We start from the raw sequence: 24290 nt of genomic DNA on the forward strand, positions 1-24290 counted from the left end.
GAGGATCTTGGGCGCGGGGCGCGGGGCGCGGGGCGCGGGGCGCGGGGCGCGGGGCGCGGGGCGCGGGGCGCGGGGCGCGAGGCGCGAGGCGCGAGGCGCGAGGCGCGAGGCGGAATGAGAGGTTCGACCCGCTTGGGGCTCGTGGGCCCGGCAGGATGACGATGTCGACTTGGACTAGCTCTGCGTCGATTGATGCGTCGATTCTTGGAGTGAGCGCGAATGTCCGGACGAGGGGGCTTCGGCCGGGCCACGCTGGTCGCGGTGGTGGTCGTGCTGGCCTGGTTGGTGATCGGCGCGGTGGCCGGCCCGTACGCCGGACGGCTCGGTGAGGTCTCCACCAACGACAACGCCGCCTTCCTGCCCAGCGACGCCGAGGCGACCCGCGCCCAGGATCTCGCCGGTGGGTTCGTCGACCGGCAGACCACTCCGGCGCTGGTGGTCTACGAGCGGTCGTCGGGGATCACCGACGCCGACCGGCAGCGGGTCGCCGCCGACGCGGCCCGGTTCGCCCGGGTGCCGGGCGTCGTCACTCCGTTGCCTCCGCCGATTCCCAGCGAGGACGGCCAGGCACTCCAGGTCGTCGTGCCGGTGGACGACGCCGAGGGCGAGGAGATCGGCGCGGTCGTCCGACAGGTGCGCGACATCGCCGGGGGCGACCGGGACGGTCTCACCGTGGACGTCGCTGGCCCGGCCGGTCTGCTCGCCGACCTGATCGAAGTCTTCTCCGCCATCGACGGGCCGCTGCTGCTCGTCACGCTCGTCGTGGTGCTGGTCATTCTGCTGATCGTCTACCGCAGCCCGGTCCTGTGGGTCTTCCCCCTGCTGGCCGCGGGGATGTCGTACGCCCTCGCCGCGGTCTTCGTCTACCTGCTCGCCGACGCCGACGTCCTCAAACTCAACGGCCAGGCGCAGGGCATCCTCACCGTGCTGGTCTTTGGCGCCGGCACCGACTACGCGCTGCTGCTGATCGCCCGTTACCGGGAGGAGTTGCACCGGCACGACCGTCCGTGGGGCGCGATGCGTGCCGCGTGGCGGGGTGCCGCGCCGGCCATCATCGCGTCCGGCGGCACGGTCATCGTCAGCCTGCTGTGCCTGCTGCTGTCCAGCCTGAACTCCAACCGGGCGCTCGGGCCGGTCGCCGCCATCGGCATCGCCGCCACGCTGCTGGTGATGCTCACCTTCCTGCCCGCGCTGCTGGTGCTGGGCGGTCGGTGGGCGTTCTGGCCCCGGCGTCCCCGGGTGGACCAGGCCGACCCGCAGGCCGAGCACGGCATCTGGAGCCGGATCGCCGGCTTCGTGGCCCGGCACGCCCGCCCGATCTGGTTGAGCACGGCCGTCGTCCTGGCGGTGCTCACGCTCGGCCTCACCCAGCTCGGTGCGACCATCCTCGGTCAGTCCGACCTGTTCACCCAGCGCACCGACTCGGTGGACGGTCAGGAGGTGATCGCCCGGCACTACCCGGCCGGCACCGGCAGCCCGGCCACCATCTTCACCACCGAGCAGAGCGCCCGACAAATCGCCCAGCTGGCGAAGGGCGTGCCCGGGGTCGCTGACGTTCGCCCCCTCACCGCCGGCCCGCAGACCGGCCCACCCCAAGAGAACGCCGCCCCGAAGGTCGTCGACGGTCGGGTGCAACTGGAGGCGACCCTGACCGACCCACCGGACAGTGACGGCGCCGAGCGGACCATCCGTGACCTGCGGGAGGCCGTACACCGGGTGCCCGACGCGGACGCCGTGGTCGGCGGCTTCACGGCGATCAACGTGGACACCTCGGACGCCGCGAAGCGCGACCAGAACGTCATCATCCCGGTGGTGCTGGTGGTCATCGCGGTGATCCTGGCCCTGCTGCTGCGCGCCCTCCTCGCGCCGCTGCTGCTCATCGGTACGGTGCTGCTCAGCTTCGCGGCCACCCTCGGCCTGTGCGCGCTGCTGTTCCGCCACGTCTTCGGCTTTCCCGGCGTGGACTCGTCGTTTCCGCTGTTCGCGTTCGTGTTCCTCGTCGCGCTCGGCATCGACTACAACATCTTCCTGACGAGCCGGGTCCGCGAGGAGTCGGTCAAGCGGGGTACCCGGGCCGGTGTGCTCGCCGGCCTCGCCGTCACCGGTGGGGTGATCACGTCCGCCGGCATCGTGCTCGCCGCGACGTTCTCCGCCCTCGCCGTCCTGCCGCTGGTGGTGCTTGTCGAGTTGGGTACGGCGGTCGCGATCGGGGTACTGATCGACACGATCATCGTCCGGTCGCTGCTGGTGCCCGCGCTCGCGTACGACATCGGGCCGAAGATCTGGTGGCCGGGCCGGTTGTCCCGGGCGAACGGTGAGCGGGAGGCGCGCGATGCTGGCTGAGACCGATGTGGTGGTCGTCGGCGGCGGCCTGGCGGGTCTCGCCGCCGCCCGCCGGCTGCACCGCGCGGGCGTGCCCTGGCGGCTGCTGGAGGCCGCCGGCCGGCTCGGGGGCCGGGTCGCGACCGACGTCGTCGACGGGTACCTGATCGACCGGGGTTTCCAGGTGCTCAACACCGCCTACCCGCGACTCGGCACGCTGCTCGACACCAACCGCCTGAACCTCGGATACTTCACCTCCGGCGTGCTGGTCCGTCGGGGCGACGACCTGCTGCGGCTGGTCAACCCGCTGCGCGAGCCGGCCGGCGGCCCGCGTACCGCCCTCGCCGGTGTCGGTTCGCTGCTCGACCGGATCCGCTTCGCCGCGCTCGCCACCGGTGCCGCCACGCTGCCGGCGTCCCGCCTACTCGCCGCGTCGGAGACCACCACCGAGACGGCGCTGCGCCGGGCCGGTCTCTCCGACGCGATCATCGAGGAGCTGCTGCGGCCGTTCCTGTCCGGTGTGTTCATCGACCGGGAGTTGGCGACCTCCAGCCACGTGTTCGCGATGGTGCTGCGCTCGTTCGCCCGGGGGCGCATCGGCCTGCCCGCCGAGGGGATGGCCGCGCTGCCCCGGGCCATCGCCGGCCCGCTCCCCACCGACCTGCTCGACCTGGACACGCCGGTCGCGCAGGTCGCGCCCGGCCTGGTCCGCACGCAGGCCGGCGACATCAGATGCCGGGCCGTCGTGGTCGCCGTCGACCCGCCCGCAGCGGCCGCGCTGCTGCCGGCTCTGACGACGGTACGGATGCACAGCTACACGACGTACTACCACAGCGCTTCCGAACCGCCGCTTCGCGAGCCGATCCTGCTCGTCGACGGCGACCGTCGGGAGATCGTGGCGAACACGGTGGTGCTCAGCAACGCCGTGCCGACGTACGCCCCGGCCGGCCGGCACCTCGTGGCCACCTCGGTGGTCGGCCCGACGGCCCCGCCCGAACCGACCATCCGGGCCGAGTTGACCCGGCTGTACGGACGATCCACCGCCGACTGGACGCACCTCACCACCGTGTCCGTACCGGACGCGCTGCCCGCCGCCCCGCCCCCGCAGGGACGGCTGCGCAAGCCGGTCGCGCTCGGGCAGGGGCTGTTCGTGGCCGGTGACCACCGGGACAGCCCATCGATCCAGGGCGCTCTCGCCAGCGGTTGGCGTGCCGCCGGCTCGGTGCTCGAGGAGTTGCGCACCGGTTGAGTCGGTGCCGAAAACGAGGGCACCGCAGCCGTAAATGATCACCTATGATCGCCGCCATGCCCGCCACCATCCCGGCGCCCACCTTCGACGTCGCCGACGCGTACCCCGAGGTCAGTGACCTCTACAAGGCGCTCGACGCCGCCGACTGGCCCGCGGTGCGGGCGGTGTTCGCGGACCGCGACCCGGACGGCCGCACGCTGCTCGTCGCCGCGGCGGGCGACAAGGTCGGGACCGAGCCGTTCCTGCGCCAGGTGTACGACGCGGACCCCACCGACCCGCTCGCCGGGACCCTGCTCGGCAACCAGCTCATCCGTGCCGGCTGGCGGATCCGCAGCGGCTACCGGGCCCGGTACGTCAGCCGGGAGCAGTTCGACCAGTTCCACGACCATCTGCGTCGCGCCGAGCGGGTCCTCATCGACGTCACCGCCCGGTACCCCGACGACGCGGCCGCCTGGACCCAACGCATCACCATCGCCCGGGGTCTGCAACTGGGCCAGAACGAGGCGCGTCGCCGCTACGACCGGCTCGCCCAGCACCACCCCCACCACGCGCCCGCCCAGGCGACGCTGCTTCAGCAGCTCTGCCCGAAGTGGAGCGGCGACTGGGACCGTGCCTTCGCCTTCGCCCGCGAGTGCGCGCAGGCCGCGCCCGCCGGCGCGCCCAACGCCGTGGTGCTCGCCGAGGCGCACCTGGAACGCTGGCTCGACTTCGACACCGAGCGGGAACGCGCCGCGTACGTGCGCAGCGCCCCCGTCGTGGAGGAGATCATGCAGGCCGGGCAGCGGTCCGTGTTGCACCCGGACTTCGTCGACCGGCCCGGCTGGGTCTGGGTCCGCTCGTCGTTCGCGCTGATGTTCAGCCTCACCGAGCAGTGGTCCGCGGCGGCCAGCCAGTTCTCCGCTCTCGGCAACCTCGGCTCGGAATTCCCCTGGACGTACGCGGACGACGCCGAGGGCTACACGAAGTACCGCGCGAAGGCGTACGCGAAGGGTGGCCAGTCGTGATCCAGCACCTGGACGTGGACGGGGTGCCCACGCTGCTCGCCCCCACCGGTGGGCCGATGCGCGCCGGGCTGACCTTCCGGGTCGGCACCGCCGACGAGACACTCGCCCGCGCCGGCACCACCCACCTCATCGAGCATCTCGCGCTCGCGCCGCTCGGCCTGGCCGACTACCACGTCAACGGCGTGACCGCGCCGGCGTTCACCATGTTCCACACGCAGGGCTCCGAGACCGACATCGCGGCGTTCCTGACCGCCGTCTGCGGGCACCTGTCCGACCTGCCGGTCGCGCGACTCGACGTCGAGAAGGACATCCTGCGTACCGAGTGGAGTAGCCGGGGCGCCGCCGCGATCGACGACTTCCCGCTGTGGCGACACGGGGCGCGCGACTTCGGGCTCAGCAGCTACCCGGAGTGGGGCCTGGGCGCGCTGACCGCCGACGACCTGCGCGAGTGGACGGCCCGGTGGTTCACCCGGGAGAACGCGGTGTTGTGGATCTGCGGCGACCGGGTGCCCGCGGGACTCCGTCTGCCGCTGCCGACCGGGGTACGCCAGCCGGTCCCGGCGGTCTCGTCGGCGCTGCCGCAGACCCCCGCGTACTTCGTGCACGGCGCCCGGGCCGTGGTGCTCGACGCCGTGGTGCGGCGCAGCGCCGCCGCGGCCGTCTTCGCCGGTGTGCTGGAACGGGAGCTGTACCGGTCGCTGCGCCAGGAATCCGGCCTCTCCTACACCGCCACCACCGGGTACGACCCGCGCGGCGACGGCAACGCCACGCTGCGGGCGCTCGCCGACGCGCTGGCGGAGAAGCAGGACGCCGTCCTCGGGGGCTTCGTCGACGTGCTCGCCAAGCTGCGGGTCGGCCGGATCGAGCAGGCCGACCTGGACGCCACGGTGGCCAAGCGCGCGGATCTGCTCGGCACCGCCGAGGTCGATGCCGCGCGACTTCCCGGGTACGCCCTGAACGTGCTCACCGGGGAACCCAACCTCTCCATCGACGAGCACCGCGCCGAGTTGAAGGCCGTCAACCTCGCCGACCTGCACGAGGTCGCGGGCGAAGTGATGGGCTCAGCGCTGCTGATGGTGCCGCGAGGGCTCACCGCCGACTGGGCCGGCTTCGTCGCCGCGCCCACCCACTCGACGGAGATCCTGGAAGGCACCGGCTACTCGGCGAAGGAGGGCAACGCCGCCCTGCGGATCGGCGTCCACGGCGTGACCCTGCTGCAGGGCGACACGCCGCTGACCGTCCGCTACGCCGACTGCGCCGCCATGCTCGCCTGGCCCGACGGCGCGCGGCAACTGATCGGCGCGGACGCCATCGTGCTGCACATCGAGCCGACGATGTTCCACCTGCACCCGGCGGCGCTCCCGATCATCGACGCCCAGGTGCCGGCCGACCGGCACATCAGCATGCCGGCACGTACGCCGGACGAGATCCCGCAGCCCTCCGCGCCGGAGAAGCCGGCGCGCGCGCCCGGCGACCGCCCCTGGTGGGAGGTCGCGATGATCGTGGTCAGCGGCGTCGCCGTTCTCGTGGTGGGCGCCGTGAGCCTGCTGGTGACCTACGTCATGGTCGCCGCCGGCACCGAGCCGGGGGAAGAATGGCTCTGGGGCGTCGTCGTGGCAGGCTGGCTGCTCACTGTTATCCTCGCGTTGCCCATCGTGCTGCTGTGGCGACGGCGGCGGTGATGGGACGGGGCCGCATTGGCGCTGGCCCGTGATCCACCGGGCGGGATAAGATCCGCGCGGTTCCGGGGCGGTAGCTCAGCCGGTTAGAGCAGGGGACTCATAATCCCTCGGTCGCGGGTTCGAGTCCCGCCCGCCCCACCAACCAGTTCCCCTGTTCAGCCATGCTGCCGACGACCTGGATGGGCCGGCGTCGAGTTCGGAACAGGTGGGGAGACGAGGCTCTGGCCGAGGTCGTCGCCTGTTCGCTCGATCGCGTCCGTGGTCAGGAGGTCGTCGGGACGTGGCCCCGAGGGGCTGCTTCCCAACGCACGCCGGGCGGAACGAGGCCGAACCAGGCTCCGATGGCGGCCATCGAGGCGACGAGGTACGCCGCCCACCACCCGAGCAGCGCCCACATACCGTGGCCGACGAGGTCGGCCAGGCCGAGCACGAGGAACACGAGAAAAAGGTAGGCCAGACGGCCGTACGAGAGGCTCCTGCTCTTCGGCAACTCATGGGCCTTGCGGAACGGAATGAGGCTGACCCCATAGGGACGACGGAGCAGCGTGAAACTGGCCGGCCAGAGCCGCCCGTACCCGGCCACGTCGACCACGCTGACGCCGGGGCCGTGCCGGATCGTAGCCGGACGCGACCTGGTCAGCTCGCGCAACCACGGTTCCCAGACGACACGTTGGTGCAGGACACCGCCCCTGCCCCGGCCGCTCACCGTCAGCCACACGGAGTATCCCCTGGGGCTAGTGTCGGACCCGCCGGCGGCGCTTACGGCGTGCGCCGCAGCGGTGACCCGCCCCGCCCGCCCCGCCCTTCCCCCCTGCGACCCCTGCGCCAGATGCGCGGTCACCAGGACGCGCCTCGCGGGAGCACGAGCGGCACCCCACCACTGCACCAGGCGGACGAGCCAGGACAGCACCAGAAAGGCTCCCGGAGCCAGCGTCGCGCGGATGACGGCCCCTCCGTGCCCGACCCGCGGGTCGGTACTCAGCCGATACCCCAGCGCGATGAGGGCGGCCAACGCCACGACGCTGCCGATCACGAACATCGGCGCGCGAGCACGCCGATTCGCCAAGCTAGCTGCATTTCCGCTGCTGGCCATCGCGTCGTCCTACCTGTTCGCCCCTTAGACGTAGCCACGACGCTAGCAACGCCGAGCAAGGCTCACATCGCGCGTCCGTTCCAGATTCCCACCGCGTTGCTCGACAGGCGTACCGCAGGGGCATGAATATGACTCGCTGGTATATCCGAACGCGAGTCCCTATTCCGGGGACGGGGGATCGACGTACTCGCCGAACGGCTCGACCGATCCGTCCCAGCCGAGCCAACCCTGTTGGGTCATCCGTCCGTCGGCGTAGATGTAGGACCAGCGGGCGCCGTCCTCACCTTCGAAGTGGACGACGCCGGAGCGAACGAACGGCGCGATCGCGACGTAGAAGGCGATGGCCTGCTTCGACCACTTGGGGTCGCCCTCGTCGTCGTGATCGAACTCGATCCAGTCCCCGTCGCGGGTGATCGAGGCCCTGGCCTCGCTCGCTACGTCGACGAGCCGGTCATTCACCTCAGCCATGTCGGGCTCGTACCAACCACTCTGTTCGGCCATGGCGGCCTTGGCGGCGGCGGTCGCAGCGGCATCGTCCGACTCCGGTAGGTGCAGACGGCCGGAAGGCCACACCGAATATCCCACGGCGGGCAGTCTACGGTCGTCGATGTTCTGCGACTCGAACAGCGACCTGGCGCCGGGTCAGTCCGACGGCGGCGGCCAAGCGGGCGACGTCGGCTGTTGTGGGGCCGGCTCGTAGCGTGGCGGTCAGCGTCTCCCGGCCGACGGGACGGGTCCGCGTCTCCGCAGGCGCGATGCGATCGGCGCTGACCAGGGCCTGGCCGGCTCCGGCCGCGTCGCCGAGGTTCAGGTGAGCACGTGCGATGTCGATCAGGTGGGCGGCTCGATGTTCGGCGGGGAGCGGGTGTCAGCCGTTGGCACCGATGGCCCGTCGGCGATGTCTGGTCGCACGAGGACGTGCTGCGAACCTCACGTGAGCCGACGGTGGGCCGATGAGCGGCATGGCGTAGCACGGTGCTACGCCTCAGTAGACTCGCCACCTTCAGTGACGTAGAACTGCCTCTCGTTCCAATGATCAAAGTGATAGCTGACATCGGGGGTCAGTGCCAAGTCACTGGTGAACAGAAGGAGTTCGACATCCGTGTCTCCCAAGATTCCGGCTAGCCACTCGCGCCAGTCGTCCTCCTCTTCATCGAAGAGCGCAGGGCTCATGTCGGCGAGAAGCTCGGCCTCCTCGAAGATCAGGTAGAGCGCCAGTTCCTCCAGCACGGTGTGCGCGACGAGGTCCCCATGAGCAAACCGCCGACGAAGTCTGATGACTGCTGCCCTGAGTTCGTAGACGAACTCGTAGTCGTAACGGGGCAGGAACTGGGGTGGCAGTTCACCGTCGAACCACGAGGCTGCAAGTTGGCCCAAATGCGTGCCTCGCGGATGTTCCGCTAGAGCCCTGAGGTCGTCCGCGAGGTGATCGTGGACGAGGTCGCTACCTACCGCGAACGTCGTTGCGCAGGCTTGGCTGTACAGTTCGTTGAGCGCTTCGGACCAGGCGTCATGGCTCTGGTCGATCTTGCGAAGCCAGTCGTCCTCGGCTTTGTCGGAGCTGTGCACGTCTCCTGGCAGCTTGCTCCAGCCCAGGGCCCGGCAGACACCCCGAACCTTGTCTCGGCGGATGGCGGCCCCCGACTCGTAACGACTCCAGGACTTCGCACCAACTCCAGCCTTCGCGGCTGCCTCGTCGATGCTCAGGTTGAGCGCGATTCGTCGTTCACGGATGGCGCTCGCCAGCGCCGTGCTTCCCGAGGTGGTGCGAGGAGGCATGAACGTCTCCTTAGTGACCGGACACAACCAGGTAAGTATAGACAAGGCAGGGTGGCGAGTCGAGCAGCGGCTATGGAGCTTGAGTGCCTGGGCGTGTACTACCGTCACGGGTGTGAAGGAACGCGCTGCGGCTTATGAGCCCCTGACGGTGGAGCGTCTGGCTCCCCTGCTTGTCAGTGCTAGTGAGGCGCGGCGGTGGCGGCTGGTGGCAGAGTTCCTGGAGGAGTATCGATGGGAGCCGGCCGAGCTTCGAGCAGGTCTGCTGGACGTGGAACCGGCTCCAACCGGCGATGAGCGTTGGGACGTGTTCCTCGCGGCGTTGGCAGAGCACCTGGCTGCCAAGGATGGGCGCGGCGCGCCATCGTGGGTTGCGACGCGGTCGCTGCGCCAGTTCTGGTTCCCCTTCAATACCCCAGCAGCTCGGGTCGACGCGGTGGTGCATGCCCCGGCAGCGTTCAGGCGGCGTGGGGTGTATGTAGCGGCCCAGGAGTTGAACGTCGCGTGAGCGCGGATGAGCCCCTGCTGGATCGCGCGTCGATCGAAGACGCTTTTCGCCGACTGGGCGACCGGCTGGCGAAGCGGGGGGTGGTTGCGGATGTTTACATTTTTGGTGGGGCTGCGATGGCTCTGGCCTATGACGCCCGTCGGGCGACCCGGGATATAGATGCCGTTTTTCAGCCGCACGGTGTCGTGCTCGACGAAGCAAGGGCTGTCGCAGACGAGCTTGGTCTTCCGTATTGGTGGCTCAACGAGCAGGCGAGCGTCTACGTGGCTCCCGGCGGCGATGTGATGGCCCCTCGTGTGTTCGACCACCCTGGCCTACGGGTGGCGGCGGCGTCTCCAGAGCATCTGCTTGCCATGAAAGTGCTCGCTGCGCGGCGACGGGACGCCGAGGATATCCGCTTCCTGGTCGAGCGACTTGGACTGACCAGTTCGGATCAGGTGGTCAGCCTGTGCGCGGAAGTATTTCCAGACGAAGAGGTACCGGCCCGGGCTCGACTCGTACTCGATGACGTTTTCACCGACGGCAAATAGGTAGCCATTCTTCGAACAATCCGCCAGGCGATACCGGAAGGGCTTCCGGAGGCACCACCGGCGTCGATGAACGTCGTACCGTGTTCCGATGGTCTCGGGTGCGGTGCGGTACTACGACGATTTCCTCACCGAGCGGGACTGGCTCGCCGAGGGGCTGAGCTGGGCCGTGGTGCAGCCGGCGAGTGTCGAGGCCACCGTCGACGGGGTCATCAGGCGGCTGCGGGCCAGGCGTGTCGAGCCGGGTGACGACCAGTCGGGCGAGCTTGCCGACCTGGCCCAGATCGGCCCGAACGTGCTGGTGTTCCAGGACAATGGCTGCGCGTTGAGCCGGCCCGAGGTGCTGCGCTGGCTGAGCGACGGCACGCGGGTGCACACCGTCGAGTGGACCGTGAACGGCAACGGCGGCCTGACGTACGCGGTGTACGGCCGGGTGCTCGCCTGGATGGACCTGAACGACCCGGAGCGGCGACACGGCGACGACCCGTCCGCATTCGCCGAGGACCTTGACGACGTACGCGCCGCGCGCGGAACCGGGTACGTGCGGTCGGCGGCGATGGCGTTCGTCGAGCGGCGGACCGGGGTGCGGCTGCCGGCCGAGTGGATGGGCGACGAGGGGGCCGATCCGCAGGCCGGGCCGTGGGTGACCGTGCGGCTGCCGCACATCCCGGCCGACCCCAGGCCGCCGTCGAACTTCGGGCACTACGAGCCCGACCTGGACGCGCGGCTGCGGGCCGCGCCGGATCAGGTACGGCGGGCGGCGGTGGCGCACGCCGTACGGGCGGTGGCCACGCGGCTCCGGTTCAGCGACGACGACCTGGCGAGGCAGGCGGTCGAGGCCGTCGAGCGGGGCCTGACCGTGGACGGGGAGACCCGGTGGAGGATCGTCCGCCTCACGGCGCAGGGCGGTGACGTCCGGGCCGGCGCCGATGCCGTGCACGCCCTGCACGCGGCGCTGGGCGCGGGAATGGCCGCCGTCGACGCGCTGGGCGCCGCGCGGCACGCGCTCGGCGACGGCTGGCCGGCGGTGCGTCAGGACCTGTACCGCCTGGTACGGGAGACCGGCTGACCGAGCTTGATCGACGCCAAGATCTGCACAACATGCCTGATGTTGCTGCCTCAGCCACGCGTGAGACAGCAACATCCCCGAAGTTGCTGCCACGAACACCACGCCACGAACACCACGCCACGAACACCAGGTCAGCGGGCGGCGGGACTTTTTCCGCCACCGCGTCGAATCGGGGGCTGCTCGTTCGTGGTACGGGTGGAGGCGGTCGGCGGAAGGCCGCCCCGGAGAAGGGGAGTTCTGAGATGGCGCGGTACCTGATCTCGTTCAACGACGGTGCGATGGACCACATCCCCGCCGAGGAGTTGCCCGAGGTGGGCAAGGCGGCGCACGCCGTGCTCCAGGAGGCCGTCGACGCGGGAGTCTGGGTGTTCGGCGGCGGCCTTCAACGGCAGCAGGCCAGCATCGTAGCCACGGACGGGTCGGTCACCGACGGCCTCTACCCGGAGACCAAGGAGGTCATCGGCGGGTTCGTGGTCGTCGACGTGGCCACCCGCGAGGAGGCGCTCGGCTGGGCTGCCAAGTTCGCCGCCGGCTGCCGCTGCGCCCAGGAGGTCCGGGAGATCATGGCCGACCCCGAGATGGAGGAGATGCTCCGCCGCGCCGACCGTCGAGGGTGACCTCGTGTCCAGTGCGCGACGAACCGATCGAGGCTGCGGCCTGCGGATTTAGCCCGGGCCAGTGGCGTCGATCGCTGACCCGGGCGTACGCGTCCGGCTGCTCGAGCCGGTGGAGGTCGTCGTCGCCGACGGCCCCCAGGCGGTGAACGGCGTACGCCGCGAGGCGGTCCTGGCGACGTTGGCGCTGCACGTGGGCCGGGTCGTGAGCGTCGACCGACTCGTCGACGTGGTCTGGGGTGAGAGTCCACCCGCGACGGCCGGGAACACGCTGCAACGTCACGTCTCCTACCTGCGCGGGGTGCTCGGCGAGCCTGGATCGATCGTGGCGCGTCGGCCCGGCTATCTGCTTCGACACCGGGCCGGAGTCCATGGACGTCCAGGCCGCCGAGCGCCTTCTCGACCTGGCTCGGCGTACGACGGATCGGGCGGAGCGGGTGGTTCTAGGTGTGCTGAGGAGCGGTATACCTCAGAGGTATGAACATTCCACCGAGGTATACCGCTCACCACCGCCAGCGCCCGCCGCGACCACCGGCGACCCAGCCGGCCGGGTAGCGCAGGCTGTACCAGAAGGAGGGCAGCAGGGGGGATCGTCCCTGGATCGGAATTCTTGAACCCTTGATGGCGTCAAGCGTTTCCGAGACAGAGGAGCAGTCATGCCGCCGCACGCCGTTACGTCCACGCGCCGCCGAGCCCTGCGGGCGGTCGCCGCGACGCTGGCCGCCGCCACCATCCTGACCGGCTCGGCCGCGTTCGCCGCCACCGACAGCGGTCGCCCGGCCGGGCCACGCGACGCCGTGCAGCGGCAACTGGACGGCCTGGTCAGCGAGAGCGGCTTCCCCGGCGTCCTCGCCTCCGTGCGGGGGGCCGACGGCCGGGTCCGCGACTACACCGCCGGGGTCGGCGACCTCCAGACGCGCCGCCCGGTTCCCCGGGACGGCCAGGTCCGCATCGGCAGCAACACCAAGACCTTCACCGCGGTGGTCGTCCTGCAGTTGGTGGGGGAGGGACGCATCGACCTGGATGCCACGGTCGAGCACTACCTACCCGGAGTCGTGCGAGGTCACGGCAACGACGGCAACGCGATCACCGTACGTCAGCTGTTGCAGCAGACGAGCGGCCTGGCGGACTACGACGACGTGCTCTTCACCAAGGTGCAGGACCTCGTCGACAAGAGCCACTCGTACTACCAGCCGAGGCGGCTGGTGGATGCCGCGCTGACGAACGCGCCGCACTTCGCGCCGGGTGCGAGGTGGGAGTACAGCAACACGAACTACGTCCTCGCCGGGCTCGTCGTCGAGCAGGTCACCGAGCGTCCCATCGGCGAGGAGATCACCAATCGGATCATCAGGCCACTCGGCCTGCGCGACACCTACTGGCCGGGGGTGGGGGAGCAGACTCTTCGGGGTACGCACCCGCACGGTTACGTCGGACTGGCCCCGGGCGCACCGTGGGTGGACGTCACCGACATGGACCCGTCGCTGGGCTGGGCCGCCGGCCAACTGGTCTCCACGCCCGACGAGCTGCGGACCTTCTTCCAGGCGCTCGTCGACGGCCGTCTGCTCAAGCCCGCGCAGCAGAAGGCGATGATGACGACGGTGCCCGCGCCCGGCTTCGAGCCGACCGGCGAGTACGCGTACGGGCTGGGCATCGCCAGCCACGAGCTGCCCTGCGGCGGCGAAGCCTGGGGCCACGGTGGCGACATCCAGGGCTTCGAGACCCGCAACCTGGTCACCCGCGACGGCCGTGGGGCCGTGGTCGCCGTGACCGGCCTGCCGACCGGTGAGCAGATGCTCGCCGAGGTGAACGAGAGCGTCGAGACGGCGCTGTGCGCCACCGACCACTGAGCATCGTCGGCCCGGTGACATCGCACGCCGACCTGCGCGCCTACCTTCCGGCCGCTACGCCGAGCCGACGCCGTAGGAAGGCGGCTCCCAGCGGGTGCCGGTAATCCCGGCCGCCTGCTCGTGCGCGCGGTTGAGGATCGACTCCGCCTCCCGCCGCGCGGCCGTCACGATGCTCTCCGCCTCGAGTCGCGCGACGGCGCGGTGGTCCTCGGCCTGCTTCTCGGCGAGGTCGAGGATCTGCTCCACGCGGGAACCCAGGCCGCTGAGGGTCGGCGTCTCCCGCTTGCGCCGTCGCGGAGCGGCGACTCCCGTTCCGGCGGCGGCCCGGTCGTCCTCCCCCCGGTCGGCCAGGCCGTCCTCGACGAGGTGGGACTCGCTGGTGCCGATCAGGGAGAGCGCGACTCCGATCGCGGCGACCGCGACACCGGACCAGACGGCGGCCGGCCCCAGGGCCGGACCGACCGCGCCGCCGACGCCGAGCCCGACGAGGACGGCTGCGGTCCTGGCTGGCTTGCGCACGGGTCCTCCAACGACGGTACGAGCGGGGGCATCGGCTTCCAGCATGACGATCAAGTCAAGCTCTCCGGCCCGAAAACTCCATCGTGGAACGAGGTCGGTCACCGTGCGGGGGAGTGGATTCCCGCCAGGGAGAGGGCCAGGAGTCGTTCCGCCTTCGCGGCGTCGGCCGGTTGGGCAGCGAGAGAGATGGCGTTGGCGAGGGTCATCACGTCCGCCATGACGACATCCGGGCGTACGGCTCCTTGCTCAACGGCCCGACGCAACAGCTTGTCGCCCGCTGCGCTGAGCGTCGCGCCGCAGGTCTCGTTCTCCTCGGGTGGCGCGTTCAGCAGTGTCACCGCGAGCCCACGGGTCGTCGTGGCGTACACGGTGACCTCCCGCAACCAGGTGGTGAAGGCGGCGAGAGCGTCCGGCTCGGCCAGCAGGTCCTCGGCGCGACCGGCGAGGTTCCGCACGCAGGTCCGGAAGACGGCCTGGAGCAGGGACCACCGGGACGGGAAGCGCCGGTGCAGGGTCGCCGAGCCGACCCCGGCGGAGCGGGCGATCTCCTCCAGCGAGGCGTACGCGCCATCGCGGGCGATCGCCTCGGCGGCCGCCTTCACGATGAGGTCGTAGTTGCGTTGTGCGTCGGCTCTCATGGCCCGCCCTTGCCAAAGTGGGGTGGTCCCCCATATCGTAACCGACGACAAGTGGGGGGACGCCCCACTTAATTTGGAGGCATCATGGCTGTCCTCGTCATCGGCGCGACCGGCAAGCAGGGAGGGGCTACCGCCCGGGCCCTGCTCGACCGTGGCGTCGAGGTCCGTGCCCTGGTTCGCGACGTCGCCACCGACAGCGCCCAGGCTCTGGCCGCGCGCGGCGCCGAACTGATCAAGGGCGACCTGGACGACCTCGCGTCGCTGCTCGCCGCGGCCCAGGGGATGGACGGCCTCTTCTCGATCCCGTTTCCCGACGTGGCGAACCTGCAGGGCGACGCCGAGCTGACCCGCGGTCGGAACGTCGTCGAGGCCGCCCGCCGGGCCGGCGTGGCACACGTCGTACACAGCAGTGTTTCCGGCGCGGGCGACTTCCACCGCAGCCAGCCCGGCTGGGCCGAGGGCCGCTGGGACCGGCACTACTGGGAGAGCAAGGCGGCGATCGACGAGATGGTCCGCACCGGCGGCTTCGCGCACTGGACCGTGCTGGCGCCCTCGACCTTCATGGAGAACCTCGTCGGCTGGTCGTACCTCTTCGGTGACTGGTCCAGCGGCACGATCATCACCGGCTTCGCGGCGGACACCCAGCTCCCCTGGGTCGCCGTCGACGACATCGGAGAGGCCGCGGCGATCGCGTTCACGGACCCGGGACGGCTCGACGGCCTGGACGTCGAACTCGCCGGCGACCTGCTCACCATGACCGAGGTGGCCGCGATCCTCGGCGAGGTCACCGGCCGGACGATCTCCGCGCCCGTGCTCACTCCCCGGGAAGCCGTCGAACGCGGACTGCTTCCCGCCATGATCAATACGGTCGAGCGGATCAACGAGAACGGCAGCCCGGCCCGTCCCGAGATCACCCGGGCGCTCGGCCTGCCCACGACCGACTTCCGGACGTGGGCACGCCGCACGTTCTCCTGAGGGGTCACATCGAGGCGGTGGCCGGGGTCCGGGTCGCGCTGACCCGGCGGCGGCGCACCGGGTACGGGATCGGGTGGGAGATGCCCCAGGCGGCGCCCTTGCAGACGACCTCCTTGTAGCGGGCCGCCAGCCGCCCGGTCAGCTGGGACGGCTTGGCCCGGTCGTCGGCGGTCACGTACTGGATGATGCCGTCGCGGCGGCCGAGGCTGATGCACTGGTTGAAGTAGCGCAGTGGCGCGTTCGGCATCTTCGTCCGGCCGGTCAGGCGCGCGGCGATGGCGTCGGCCGCCTGCCAGGCCATCGGAGTTCCCGAGGCGCAGGACATCCGTAGCGGCTTGCCGCCCGGCCCGGCGGCGAGTCCGGCGTCGCCGACCGCGTACACGTCCGGGTGCGAGACGGACCGCATGGTGTCGTCGACGATGATCTGCCCGGTGGCCGCGACGGTCAGACCGGTGGCGGCGGCGATGGGGTGGACGGCGAAGCCGGCCGTCCACACGGTCACCGTGGCCGGGATCGTCGCACCGTCGGCGGTGACCACGCCGGCCGGCTCAACCCGAACGACGTCGGTTTGCTCGTGCACCGTGATGCCGAGCCGGTTCGTGACGCCCCGCAGGTGGTGTCGCGCCCTGTCGTTCAGCCAGTCACCGAGACCGCCGCGGACGGCGATCGCGACGTCGAGGTCGGGCCGGGCCTCGGCGATCTCGGTGACGGCCTCGAGGCCGGTGAGACCTCCGCCGACCACGAGCACCCGCTGCCCGGCCGCGAGGTGGGCGAGACGGTCCCGCAGCCGCAGCGCCGACGGTCGGCCCGCGAGGTCGTACGCGTGCTCGGCGACGCCGGGAACGCCGTGGTCGGCGGAGGCGCTGCCGAGGGCGTAGACGAGCGTGTCGTACGCGATTTCGTCGTTGCCGTGCTCGTCGGTCAGTGCGACGGTCCGGCGGTCGACGTCGACGGCGGTGACCCGGGCGACGCGGACCCGCACGCCGGTGCCCGCGTACACCCGGCTCAGCTCGCGGCGCGTGAGGTCCTGGCCGGCGGCGAGCTGGTGCATGCGTACCCGCTCGACGAAGTCGGCCTCGGCGTTGACAACGGTGATCTCGATGTCGTCGGGGTGCAACCGGCGGGCGAGGCGGCCGGCGGCGGTCGCTCCGGCGTAGCCGGCTCCGAGGACGACGATGCGGTGCTTCATGGCGGCGCTCCTGTCTCGGCGATGGTCGCTACCTGAACCGGGCGGCGACGCTGTTGCTGACAGGAGGCGGCTATGACCTGGGTCACCACACGTGCAGGAGCGGCTCCGAGTGCGCGGTGACGGACCACTGGCGGGTGACGCGTTCGAGCTTGTCGGGGTTGACCTGGACGCGGATCGCCGCGACTCCCTCGGGTGTCATCTCCAGGGACATGACACCGACGACCTGCTCGCCGGTCACGACGACGACCGCGGGGCCGCCGTTGACGACCTCGGCGTAGAGGGCGGGGCTGCTGCCGCCCACCAGGTTCCGCTTCACGTCGCTGGGCCGGAAGAGGCCGCGCAGGAACTTCGCCACCGCCAGCGCGCCGACGACCGGCGTGGTGCGGGCCGGGATCTTGCCGCCGCCGTCACCGACGCTCGTCACGTCCCCGGTCAACAACTCCACCAGCCGCTGGATCTGGCCGCTGTTGGCCGCCGTGAGGAACTCGGTGACGATCTTCCGGGCGGCGGCGTCGTCCACCTCGCCGCGCGCCCGGCCGGCGGCGACGTGCTGCTTGGCACGGCGGTAGATCTGCTGGCAGTTCGACTCGGTGAGGTCGAGGATCTCGGCGATCTCGCTGTGCGGGTAGCCGAACGCCTCGCGCAGCACGTACACCGCGCGCTCGTTGGGCGACAGCCGCTCCATGAGGGTGAGCACCGCCATCGAGACCGATTCGCGCTGCTCGACGGTGTCGACCGGGCCGAGCATCCGATCCCCGGCGAGGACGGGCTCGGGCAGCCAGGTGCCCACGTAGGTCTCGCGCCGGGCGCGCGCCGAGGTGAGCTGGTTGAGGCACAGGTTGGTGAGCACCCTGGTCAGCCAGGCCTCGGGCGTCTCGACGCGCTCCCGGTTGGTGGCCTGCCAGCGCAGGAACGTGTCCTGGACCGCGTCCTCGGCGTCGCTGGCCGAGCCCAGCAGTCGATAGGCGATCGCCTCCAGGCGGGGCCGGGAGCGCTCGAACACCTCGATCTCGTCGGGACGCAGTGGCATGGCTCGACAGTAACCGCGCTTGTCGCGCAGCTATCCGTCCGTCAAGGACAGATGTCGCTAACCGGACAAGACGGTAAAGCCCCTGGTAGAGGACCCTTGAGGCAGGCGAGAGGGCGAGGGATGTCGGGCCACATCCCCACCCGCGCGCCCGGTGCGGACAGCATCGTCCGCTCCGGTGCCGCCCTCGCCGGCCCGGCCCCGCCGGTGCGGGCCCGGCACAGCCGCCGGCCCCGACGAGGCGTACGGCTCGGCCGTCCCACACCGCTGGAGGCGCCCGCAGCGGTGTCACCGTCCACCGCCGGCGACGTCGCCCACCGGCACGTCGCCTATGTGCCCTGTCGACCACACGCATCGTGGATCCCGCCCTGTTCGGCGTCGCTCACCCGCGCGCCCGACCGGGCGACCGAATCAGAGAGGCCCTGTCATGGCGGCTCCCACCGCGACCGCAGCCCTGAACGCATCCGTCTTCTCGCCGGGTGACCAGATGCTGCTGACCGTCACGTACTCCGACGCCGACACCAAACCGCTGACCGTCACCATCGTGGTCACCGACGCGCAGGGCAACAGCAGCGCGCCGGTCAAGGTCACCGCGGTCATCGACCCGCTCACCGTGACCGTCTCCGACAACTCCGGACGTACCTGGACCCGGGTCTCCGACAACGGCTCGGTTGCCGTGTACCGGGCGGTGGCGTGATGCCCCGGGTCACCGTTCAGGTCCGCGACGCCGCCGGACACACGGCGACCGCCGGGGTCGACTACACCGTGCGCCAACCGGTGCTCGGCGGCTACTACCTGTCCGGCGGGGCCGACCCCACCGCCGACATGGCCGGCGGCAACTTCCGCTCGTTGACCCAGTACCGCAGCTTCGCCGACGGGTACATCTTTCCCGGCTACAACCGGCCGTGGCTGGTCAACCTGGGCAAGGCCGGCGTGCAGATGAACATGGTCCTGGAGCTGAAGCACTACGGCGCCGGCAACGCCGGGCCGCAGACCTTCACCGTGGACGGCGTCACCTACACCGTTCCCGCGCCGTCGATGACGATCCAGCAGCGCCCCGGCACCAGCTGGCCGAAGGCGTACGGCTACACCCAGGTGCTCAACGGCCAGTGCGACGGGTTGTTCGCGCGGGCCCTGTCCCAGTACCGGTCGCTCGGCTTCGGGGTGAACATCCAACTCGCGTCCGAGTTGGACACCGACCACGAGTTCGGTACGACCGAGGCCGGCAAGGCGTACACCTGGGCCGAGTCCGACGCGCGGGCGGTGCAGGCCGTGACGTACATCGTCACCTGGTTCAAGGCCCGGACCCTGCCCACCGGCACGACCTTCTCGGTCGGGGTGGGCGGCTTCGACCGGGCGTGCTTCCAGCGCACCCACACCGAGGCGCTGATGTCACGGCTGGACTACCTCCAGTGGAACGCCTACGCGACCGCGTCCGGCCAGACCGCGCTGGCCCGCTTCCGCCGGACCAAGGACTGGGCGGTGGCGGACCTCGGCCCGGTGGCGCTGTCCCGGCCGGTGATCATCGCGGAGTACGGGGTGCGGTCCGCCGAGATCCCCGACCAGGCCGCCTGGATCGCCACCGTTCCGGCGGCGATCGCGCAGCTCAACGCCGAGCGGGGTCCCCTCATCGCGCGGACCAACTACTTCAACTCCGGGTGGGGCACCCTGTCGCCGAAGGCGGCCGGGTTGGCCGCGCTGCGGACCGCGTACGCCACCCGGCCGTACGTCTGATCGACGCGGTCACTCCGCTTCGAGCCGCTCGGCGTACGCGTCGCGCAGTGCGGGCCAGCCGAAGTCCTTGGCCTCGGCGCCGCGGATCGGGCCGACCGGGTCTCCATCGAGCAGCCGGTCGGCCACGTCGAGGCAGAGGTGCCAGCCCGCGGCGACCATCGGCAGCGCGCCCGGTTCGGCGACGGTGTGTCGCAGGGTGAGCCGGGTGTCGCTGCCCGAGGCCGTCAGCTCCCACCGCAGCAGGTCGTCGCCCCAGGTGTATTCGAGCAGGTGAGGCGGCTCGGCTCGGCGTACGGCCGCGGTCTGCTGCACGGACGTCTCGCCGTCGACGAGGGTGAGCACGGCGGCGCCGGGGATGCCGAGGTCCCGGTCGGCGAGGAACGGCGCCCACTGCGCGAGCTGTGCCGGATCGGTCAGCGCCGCCCAGACCGCGCCGGGTGGATGCCGCAGGTCACGGACGAACACCAGGGTCGCACCGCCGTCGGCGTGTTCGGCGCGCGCCTCGGCGGGTGGGCTCGGGCGGAACGCGTCGCGGTCCATGTCACTGCTCCTGACTGTCGAGGTGTCGTTGCAGGGCGTCCAGGTGCCGACCCCACAGCCGGCGGTACGGGTCGAGCCAGCCGTCGACCGCTCGCAGCGGACCCGGGTCGAGGCGGTAGATCCGCTGCCGGGCGGCGACCCGGCAGGAGACGAAGCCGGCCTCGCGCAACACCCGCAGGTGTTTGGAGACGGCTGGCTGGCTGACGCCGAGCCCGTCGACCAGTTCGTTGACGCTGCGGTCGGCGTCGCGGAGCGCGTCGAGGATGCGGCGTCGGGTGGGCTCGGCGAGGACGGTGAAGGCGTCGGTGGACACCCGCTCAATATGCCTCTGCCATCATATGTCTGTCAACGTATATGACGGTGGCGGTCGTCCCGGAGCGGCATCGGGGACGGCTACCTATGCTCGGAGCATGGAACTGCGGATCTTCACCGAACCCCAGCAGGGCGCCACCTACGACCAGTTGCTCGCGGTCGCCCGCCGCGCCGAGGACGCCGGCTTCGGCGCGTTCTTCCGCTCCGACCACTACCTGAAGATGGGCTCGGTGAGCGGCGACCCAGGCCCCACCGACGCGTGGACGACGCTGGCCGGTCTGGCCCGCGACACCAGCCGCATCCGGCTGGGCACGCTGATGACCGCCGCCACGTTCCGGCTGCCCGGCCCGCTGGCGATCACGGTGGCGCAGGTCGACCAGATGAGCGGCGGTCGGGTGGAGCTGGGCATCGGCACCGGCTGGTACGGCGACGAGCACAGCGCGTACGGCATCCCGTTCCCGGCCCTGGGTGAGCGGTTCGACCGGCTGGAGGAGCAGCTCGCGGTCATCACCGGCCTCTGGTCCACCCCGGCGGGGGAGACGTTCAGCCACCCCGGCCGGTACTACCCGGTCACCGACTCGCCCGCCCTGCCCAAGCCGGTGCAGCAGCCCCGCCCGCCGATCCTGCTCGGCGGGATGGGGCCGAAGCGGACGCCCCGGCTGGCCGCCCGCTACGCCGACGAGTTCAACCTGCCGTTCGCCTCGCCGGCGGACTCGGCGGCGCAGTTCGAGCGCGTCCGCGCTGCGTGCGCCGAGATCGGCCGCGACCCGGCGGAACTGGTCTGGTCCAACGCCCTGGTGCTCTGCTGCGGACGCGACGACGCCGAGGTGGCCCGCCGGGCCGCCGCCATCGGCCGTGACCCGGACGAGCTGCGGGCCAACGGTGTCGCCGGCACGCCCGACGAGGTCCTGAACACCATCGACCGGTACGCCAAGATCGGCAGCCAGCGGATCTACCTCCAGGTGCTGGACCTGGCCGACCTCGACCACCTCGACCTGGTCGCGAGCGAGGTGCTGGCGAACCTGTGACCCGTCAGGCGCGGTGCTGCGCGTGCCGGCCCGGCTCGCGCAGCACCGTGTCCAACCGGCCGTCACGGTCGCTGTCCACATAGGTGATGTCCGGTACGCCGTCACCGTCCACGTCGATCTGGACGATGTCGGCCACGCCATCACCGTCGAGGTCGGTGACGATCTCGACCGACCCGTCCAGGTGTCGCGTCACGATCGACCGCGACTCGCCGGCGGGCTCGCGGGGCGGTGGCCCCGGCGACGGTACGGGCGTGGGCGCGGGAGCGGGCGCGGGCGTCGGCCGGGGACCGGGTGTGGGCGCCGGGTGGTTCGGCAACCGGACGTCTGGCGGCGCACTGGCCGGCTCGACCGCGCTGCCGGTCGGGTCCAGCTCCTCCTCCGACGGGAAGACGTCGCCTCGCAGGGCCGGATCACGGTAGCTGCTCATGAGCGTAGGGTTCCCCGACGACGGCGAGAACAACCGTGCCCGATCGTCGGGTGTCCTCGGTGCCCGGTCTGGCGGAAGATGTCGGGACCGACGCCACGGTCATGAAACGGGGGTCCACGGGTGGAATTGCGCCGGAATCGGGGGGCCCGTGCGCTCGCCCTGGCCTGCGTACTCGGTGGGGTGATCCTGCTGGCCTATCCCAGCGACCGCGCCCTGCTACGGACGATCATCGCGGTGGGTGCCATCGCGCTCGGCGCGGTGGCGCTGGTCAGCGCGATGCGGCCGTTCCGGTTCGGGATCCACGCGGACGGGCTGAGCATCCGGCGGCCGGGCCTGCGCCGGGAGTTCCAGTGGGCCGAGGTCGACGCGGTGGTCCTCGACGAGCCGCCTCGACGTGATGGCTACCCGACCCCGCCGAGGTTGTTGCTGGTACCTGCGCAGGGTGTGCCGCGTGAGCCGGTGACCGCCCGCCACCCGCTCGACGGTCGGCCGGCCATCGAGCTGCTCGTCCTCGACCAGGTCCGCGAGCAACCCGAGCAGGTGTCCGAAGCGCTCACCCGGCATGCCGGAGACCGCTTCGTCGACCTGCTCGCTCTGCGGCGCGCCGCCTTCGCCGTCCCGGACATCAGTGTGGGCCTGCGCGGCTACGCCATGGACCGGGTCGATCGGTTGATCCGGCGCGGCCAGGACGCCCTGCTGTCCGGCGACGAGGCGGCCCGGCAGGCGGCCTGCGGTGAGATCGAACGCGCCACCGCGGCCGGTCTGCCGCGCGCCCAACGTGGTTACAACTCGTACCAGGTGGATACGGTTCTAGACGCCCTCATCGCCGCCCTGAGCGACCAGCAGTCCACCGATCGGGAGACCGCCACGTGACCACCCCGGGACCGAACGCCACGTCGACCGCAGCTTCCGAGGTGCCACGCCGCAACTGGGCCGGCAACGTCCGGTACGCGGCTCGGGCGTTCCACCGACCGACCTCCCTCGACGACGTGCGTCGCCTCGTCGCCGGCAGTCGGCGCGTCCGCGCCCTCGGCACGGGGCACTCCTTCAACCGCTTCGGCGACACCGACGGCGACCTGGTGAGCCTGGCCGGCCTGCCGCCGACCGTCGAGGTGGACCGCGAACGCGGCCAGGTCACCGTGAGCGGCGCGATGCGCTACGGCGACCTCGCCGGACACCTGCACACCCAGGGGTACGCGCTGGCCAACATGGCCTCGCTGCCGCACATCTCGGTCGCCGGCGCGGTGGCCACCGCAACCCACGGCTCCGGCCCCACCCACGGCAACCTGGCCAGCGCCGTCGCCGGCCTGGAGCTGGTCACCGCCGACGGCGACCTGCTGCGGGTCGACCGCGACGACGACACGTTCGCCGGCATGGTGGTGGGGCTCGGCGCGCTCGGCCTGGTCACCCGGGTCACCCTGGACCTGGTGCCGGCCTTCGAGCTGCGCCAGTACGTGCGGCTCAACCTCGACCCGGCCGCGCTGAACGAGGCGCTCGACTCGGCGTACAGCGTGAGTGTCTTCACCGACTGGCGTACGCCGCGCCTGCGGGAGGTGTGGCGCAAGCAGCTCGCGGACCAGCCGCCGCCGGAGGCGGACTGGCTCGGCACCACCCCGGCCGACCAGCCACGACACCCGGTGCTCGGCATGCCGCCGGAGAACTGCACCCCGCAACTCGGCGAGCCCGGCCCGTGGCACGAGCGCCTGCCGCACTTCAAGCTCGGCTTCACCCCGAGCAGCGGCGACGAGTTGCAGTCCGAGTACCACCTGCCGCGTACCGCCGTCGCCGACGCGCTCGCCGCCCTGGCCGACGTGGCGCACCTGATCGCCCCGGTCCTGCACGTGTGCGAGCTGCGGACGGTGGCCGCCGACGAGCTGTGGCTGAGTCCCAACCACCAGCGGGACAGCTTCGTCGTCCACTTCACCTGGGTCGACGACACCGACGCGGTGCTACCCGTGCTGGCCGAGGTGGAGGCGCGACTGGCCCGGTTCGCTCCGCGCCCGCACTGGGGCAAGGTGTTCGTCACCGCCCCCACCGAACTGGCCGCCCGCTACCCCCACCACGCCGACTTCACGGCCCTGCTGACAAAGCTGGACCCCAAGGCCAAGTTCCACACCAACCAGCTGGCCCACTACTTCCCCCGCTGACCCCCGGCCCGGGTGTTCAGGCCCTCGCCCGGGTGTTCAGGCCCCCGTTGATCATGAAGTTAT

26 protein-coding genes and 1 tRNA gene are annotated in these 24290 nt (G+C 71.3%); 17 read left to right on the forward strand and 10 right to left on the reverse strand.

Translation table 11 applies throughout. The features are described 5' to 3' along the window. Positions 1–219 precede the first annotated feature (219 nt). The 5 genes from ACLQ25_RS20710 to ACLQ25_RS20730 all read left to right on the forward strand — a co-directional run bounded on the left by ACLQ25_RS20710 (position 220) and on the right by ACLQ25_RS20730 (position 6398). The gene (locus tag ACLQ25_RS20710) at positions 220–2343 is read left to right on the forward strand and encodes an MMPL family transporter (protein ID WP_425732456.1); all 2124 of its coding nucleotides are present in this window, start codon (positions 220–222) and stop codon (positions 2341–2343) included. Beyond that, positions 2333–3571 carry an FAD-dependent oxidoreductase gene (locus ACLQ25_RS20715; RefSeq protein ID WP_425732457.1) on the forward strand — a complete coding sequence of 413 codons (1239 nt, stop codon included), beginning with the start codon at positions 2333–2335 and terminating at the stop codon, positions 3569–3571. The genes ACLQ25_RS20710 and ACLQ25_RS20715 overlap by 11 nt, the downstream gene beginning before the upstream one ends. Positions 3572–3627: 56 nt before the next feature. Then, positions 3628–4575 carry a hypothetical protein gene (locus ACLQ25_RS20720; RefSeq protein ID WP_425732458.1) on the forward strand — a complete coding sequence of 316 codons (948 nt, stop codon included), beginning with the start codon at positions 3628–3630 and terminating at the stop codon, positions 4573–4575. Next, on the forward strand, positions 4572–6257 hold the full coding sequence (locus ACLQ25_RS20725) for an insulinase family protein (RefSeq protein ID WP_425732459.1): 1686 nt from the start codon (positions 4572–4574) through the stop codon (positions 6255–6257). Before ACLQ25_RS20720 ends, ACLQ25_RS20725 begins: the two co-directional genes overlap by 4 nt. A gap of 64 nt (positions 6258–6321) precedes the next feature. Next, positions 6322–6398, forward strand: a tRNA-Ile gene (locus tag ACLQ25_RS20730). A 121-nt stretch (positions 6399–6519) separates the two neighbouring features. Here the strand turns inward: ACLQ25_RS20730 and ACLQ25_RS20735 are convergent. The 3 genes from ACLQ25_RS20735 to ACLQ25_RS20745 all read right to left on the reverse strand — a co-directional run bounded on the left by ACLQ25_RS20735 (position 6520) and on the right by ACLQ25_RS20745 (position 9129). After that, positions 6520–6975 carry a hypothetical protein gene (locus ACLQ25_RS20735; protein ID WP_425732460.1) on the reverse strand — a complete coding sequence of 152 codons (456 nt, stop codon included), beginning with the start codon at positions 6973–6975 and terminating at the stop codon, positions 6520–6522. Between the two features lie 534 nt (positions 6976–7509). Beyond that, positions 7510–7935 (reverse strand): hypothetical protein, encoded by a 426-nt coding sequence (locus ACLQ25_RS20740; protein ID WP_425732461.1) that lies wholly within the window; start codon positions 7933–7935, stop codon positions 7510–7512. A gap of 393 nt (positions 7936–8328) precedes the next feature. After that, complete coding sequence (locus ACLQ25_RS20745; RefSeq protein WP_425732462.1) at positions 8329–9129, reverse strand: helix-turn-helix domain-containing protein; 801 nt, start codon at positions 9127–9129, stop codon at positions 8329–8331. Between the two features lie 112 nt (positions 9130–9241). On the opposite strand from ACLQ25_RS20745, the gene ACLQ25_RS20750 reads away from it, so the two are divergent. The 6 genes from ACLQ25_RS20750 to ACLQ25_RS20775 all read left to right on the forward strand — a co-directional run bounded on the left by ACLQ25_RS20750 (position 9242) and on the right by ACLQ25_RS20775 (position 13691). Then, positions 9242–9634, forward strand: a complete 393-nt coding sequence (locus tag ACLQ25_RS20750; RefSeq protein ID WP_425732463.1) for a hypothetical protein — start codon at positions 9242–9244, stop codon at positions 9632–9634. Continuing rightward, positions 9631–10164 carry a DUF6036 family nucleotidyltransferase gene (locus ACLQ25_RS20755; protein WP_425732464.1) on the forward strand — a complete coding sequence of 178 codons (534 nt, stop codon included), beginning with the start codon at positions 9631–9633 and terminating at the stop codon, positions 10162–10164. Before ACLQ25_RS20750 ends, ACLQ25_RS20755 begins: the two co-directional genes overlap by 4 nt. Before the next feature lie 88 nt (positions 10165–10252). Beyond that, positions 10253–11230 carry a DUF6461 domain-containing protein gene (locus ACLQ25_RS20760; protein ID WP_425732465.1) on the forward strand — a complete coding sequence of 326 codons (978 nt, stop codon included), beginning with the start codon at positions 10253–10255 and terminating at the stop codon, positions 11228–11230. 242 nt (positions 11231–11472) lie between these two features. Then, the gene (locus ACLQ25_RS20765) at positions 11473–11847 is read left to right on the forward strand and encodes a YciI family protein (RefSeq protein WP_425732466.1); all 375 of its coding nucleotides are present in this window, start codon (positions 11473–11475) and stop codon (positions 11845–11847) included. Positions 11848–11908: 61 nt separating this feature from the next. Continuing rightward, entirely contained in the window at positions 11909–12325 is a 417-nt protein-coding gene (locus tag ACLQ25_RS20770; RefSeq protein WP_425732467.1) for an AfsR/SARP family transcriptional regulator, read from the forward strand. Between the two features lie 175 nt (positions 12326–12500). Further along, positions 12501–13691: a serine hydrolase domain-containing protein gene (locus ACLQ25_RS20775; protein WP_425732468.1), complete on the forward strand. Its 1191-nt coding sequence runs from the start codon at positions 12501–12503 to the stop codon at positions 13689–13691. Between the two features lie 54 nt (positions 13692–13745). Here ACLQ25_RS20775 and ACLQ25_RS20780 read toward each other — a convergent pair whose 3' ends face one another. Next, positions 13746–14210: a hypothetical protein gene (locus ACLQ25_RS20780; RefSeq protein WP_425732469.1), complete on the reverse strand. Its 465-nt coding sequence runs from the start codon at positions 14208–14210 to the stop codon at positions 13746–13748. Between the two features lie 98 nt (positions 14211–14308). Next, a complete protein-coding gene (locus tag ACLQ25_RS20785; RefSeq protein ID WP_425732470.1) occupies positions 14309–14848 on the reverse strand; it encodes a TetR/AcrR family transcriptional regulator in 540 nt (179 codons plus the stop codon). An 84-nt stretch (positions 14849–14932) separates the two neighbouring features. Here ACLQ25_RS20785 and ACLQ25_RS20790 point away from each other — a divergent pair, with 84 nt between their 5' ends. Then, positions 14933–15823: an NmrA/HSCARG family protein gene (locus tag ACLQ25_RS20790; RefSeq protein WP_425732471.1), complete on the forward strand. Its 891-nt coding sequence runs from the start codon at positions 14933–14935 to the stop codon at positions 15821–15823. Between the two features lie 4 nt (positions 15824–15827). On the opposite strand, the gene ACLQ25_RS20795 is transcribed toward ACLQ25_RS20790, so the two are convergent. Both ACLQ25_RS20795 and ACLQ25_RS20800 read right to left on the reverse strand, forming a co-directional pair. Further along, complete coding sequence (locus ACLQ25_RS20795; protein ID WP_425732472.1) at positions 15828–17012, reverse strand: NAD(P)/FAD-dependent oxidoreductase; 1185 nt, start codon at positions 17010–17012, stop codon at positions 15828–15830. 82 nt (positions 17013–17094) lie between these two features. Then, the gene (locus ACLQ25_RS20800) at positions 17095–18042 is read right to left on the reverse strand and encodes an RNA polymerase sigma-70 factor (RefSeq protein WP_425732473.1); all 948 of its coding nucleotides are present in this window, start codon (positions 18040–18042) and stop codon (positions 17095–17097) included. A gap of 424 nt (positions 18043–18466) precedes the next feature. Between ACLQ25_RS20800 and ACLQ25_RS20805 the strand changes: the two genes are divergently transcribed. Both ACLQ25_RS20805 and ACLQ25_RS20810 read left to right on the forward strand, forming a co-directional pair. After that, positions 18467–18736, forward strand: a complete 270-nt coding sequence (locus ACLQ25_RS20805; RefSeq protein WP_355051350.1) for a hypothetical protein — start codon at positions 18467–18469, stop codon at positions 18734–18736. Beyond that, complete coding sequence (locus tag ACLQ25_RS20810; protein WP_425732474.1) at positions 18736–19773, forward strand: hypothetical protein; 1038 nt, start codon at positions 18736–18738, stop codon at positions 19771–19773. Before ACLQ25_RS20805 ends, ACLQ25_RS20810 begins: the two co-directional genes overlap by 1 nt. A gap of 9 nt (positions 19774–19782) precedes the next feature. Here the strand turns inward: ACLQ25_RS20810 and ACLQ25_RS20815 are convergent, their stop codons facing one another. Next, positions 19783–20313 (reverse strand): SRPBCC family protein, encoded by a 531-nt coding sequence (locus ACLQ25_RS20815; protein WP_425732475.1) that lies wholly within the window; start codon positions 20311–20313, stop codon positions 19783–19785. A gap of 1 nt (position 20314) precedes the next feature. Then, positions 20315–20626, reverse strand: coding sequence for an ArsR/SmtB family transcription factor (locus tag ACLQ25_RS20820; RefSeq protein ID WP_425732476.1), 312 nt, complete (start codon positions 20624–20626; stop codon positions 20315–20317). 97 nt (positions 20627–20723) lie between these two features. Here ACLQ25_RS20820 and ACLQ25_RS20825 point away from each other — a divergent pair, with 97 nt between their 5' ends. After that, positions 20724–21653 (forward strand): LLM class F420-dependent oxidoreductase, encoded by a 930-nt coding sequence (locus ACLQ25_RS20825; RefSeq protein WP_425732477.1) that lies wholly within the window; start codon positions 20724–20726, stop codon positions 21651–21653. Between the two features lie 4 nt (positions 21654–21657). On the opposite strand, the gene ACLQ25_RS20830 is transcribed toward ACLQ25_RS20825, so the two are convergent. After that, on the reverse strand, positions 21658–22080 hold the full coding sequence (locus ACLQ25_RS20830; protein WP_425732478.1) for a hypothetical protein: 423 nt from the start codon (positions 22078–22080) through the stop codon (positions 21658–21660). A gap of 120 nt (positions 22081–22200) precedes the next feature. On the opposite strand from ACLQ25_RS20830, the gene ACLQ25_RS20835 reads away from it, so the two are divergent. Together ACLQ25_RS20835 and ACLQ25_RS20840 are read left to right on the forward strand one after the other, a co-directional pair. Continuing rightward, complete coding sequence (locus ACLQ25_RS20835; protein WP_425732479.1) at positions 22201–22953, forward strand: hypothetical protein; 753 nt, start codon at positions 22201–22203, stop codon at positions 22951–22953. Next, entirely contained in the window at positions 22950–24227 is a 1278-nt protein-coding gene (locus ACLQ25_RS20840; protein WP_425732480.1) for an FAD-binding protein, read from the forward strand. The genes ACLQ25_RS20835 and ACLQ25_RS20840 overlap by 4 nt, the downstream gene beginning before the upstream one ends. Positions 24228–24290: the final 63 nt, after the last annotated feature.

The organism is Micromonospora sp. DT44, from assembly GCF_049841635.1.
In the GTDB taxonomy this organism is placed as follows: domain Bacteria; phylum Actinomycetota; class Actinomycetes; order Mycobacteriales; family Micromonosporaceae; genus Micromonospora.

Coding starts and splice junctions, on each gene's coding strand:
- ACLQ25_RS20720 (WP_425732458.1), top strand. CDS start 3,628: ATGCCCGCCACCATCCCGGCGCCCACCTTCGACGTCGCCGACGCGTAC.
- ACLQ25_RS20785 (WP_425732470.1), bottom strand. CDS start 14,848: ATGAGAGCCGACGCACAACGCAACTACGACCTCATCGTGAAGGCGGCC.
- ACLQ25_RS20815 (WP_425732475.1), bottom strand. CDS start 20,313: ATGGACCGCGACGCGTTCCGCCCGAGCCCACCCGCCGAGGCGCGCGCC.
- ACLQ25_RS20775 (WP_425732468.1), top strand. CDS start 12,501: ATGCCGCCGCACGCCGTTACGTCCACGCGCCGCCGAGCCCTGCGGGCG.
- ACLQ25_RS20790 (WP_425732471.1), top strand. CDS start 14,933: ATGGCTGTCCTCGTCATCGGCGCGACCGGCAAGCAGGGAGGGGCTACC.
- ACLQ25_RS20760 (WP_425732465.1), top strand. CDS start 10,253: ATGGTCTCGGGTGCGGTGCGGTACTACGACGATTTCCTCACCGAGCGG.
- ACLQ25_RS20795 (WP_425732472.1), bottom strand. CDS start 17,012: ATGAAGCACCGCATCGTCGTCCTCGGAGCCGGCTACGCCGGAGCGACC.
- ACLQ25_RS20710 (WP_425732456.1), top strand. CDS start 220: ATGTCCGGACGAGGGGGCTTCGGCCGGGCCACGCTGGTCGCGGTGGTG.
- ACLQ25_RS20745 (WP_425732462.1), bottom strand. CDS start 9,129: ATGCCTCCTCGCACCACCTCGGGAAGCACGGCGCTGGCGAGCGCCATC.
- ACLQ25_RS20825 (WP_425732477.1), top strand. CDS start 20,724: ATGGAACTGCGGATCTTCACCGAACCCCAGCAGGGCGCCACCTACGAC.
- ACLQ25_RS20805 (WP_355051350.1), top strand. CDS start 18,467: ATGGCGGCTCCCACCGCGACCGCAGCCCTGAACGCATCCGTCTTCTCG.
- ACLQ25_RS20830 (WP_425732478.1), bottom strand. CDS start 22,080: ATGAGCAGCTACCGTGATCCGGCCCTGCGAGGCGACGTCTTCCCGTCG.
- ACLQ25_RS20715 (WP_425732457.1), top strand. CDS start 2,333: ATGCTGGCTGAGACCGATGTGGTGGTCGTCGGCGGCGGCCTGGCGGGT.
- ACLQ25_RS20800 (WP_425732473.1), bottom strand. CDS start 18,042: ATGCCACTGCGTCCCGACGAGATCGAGGTGTTCGAGCGCTCCCGGCCC.
- ACLQ25_RS20765 (WP_425732466.1), top strand. CDS start 11,473: ATGGCGCGGTACCTGATCTCGTTCAACGACGGTGCGATGGACCACATC.
- ACLQ25_RS20810 (WP_425732474.1), top strand. CDS start 18,736: ATGCCCCGGGTCACCGTTCAGGTCCGCGACGCCGCCGGACACACGGCG.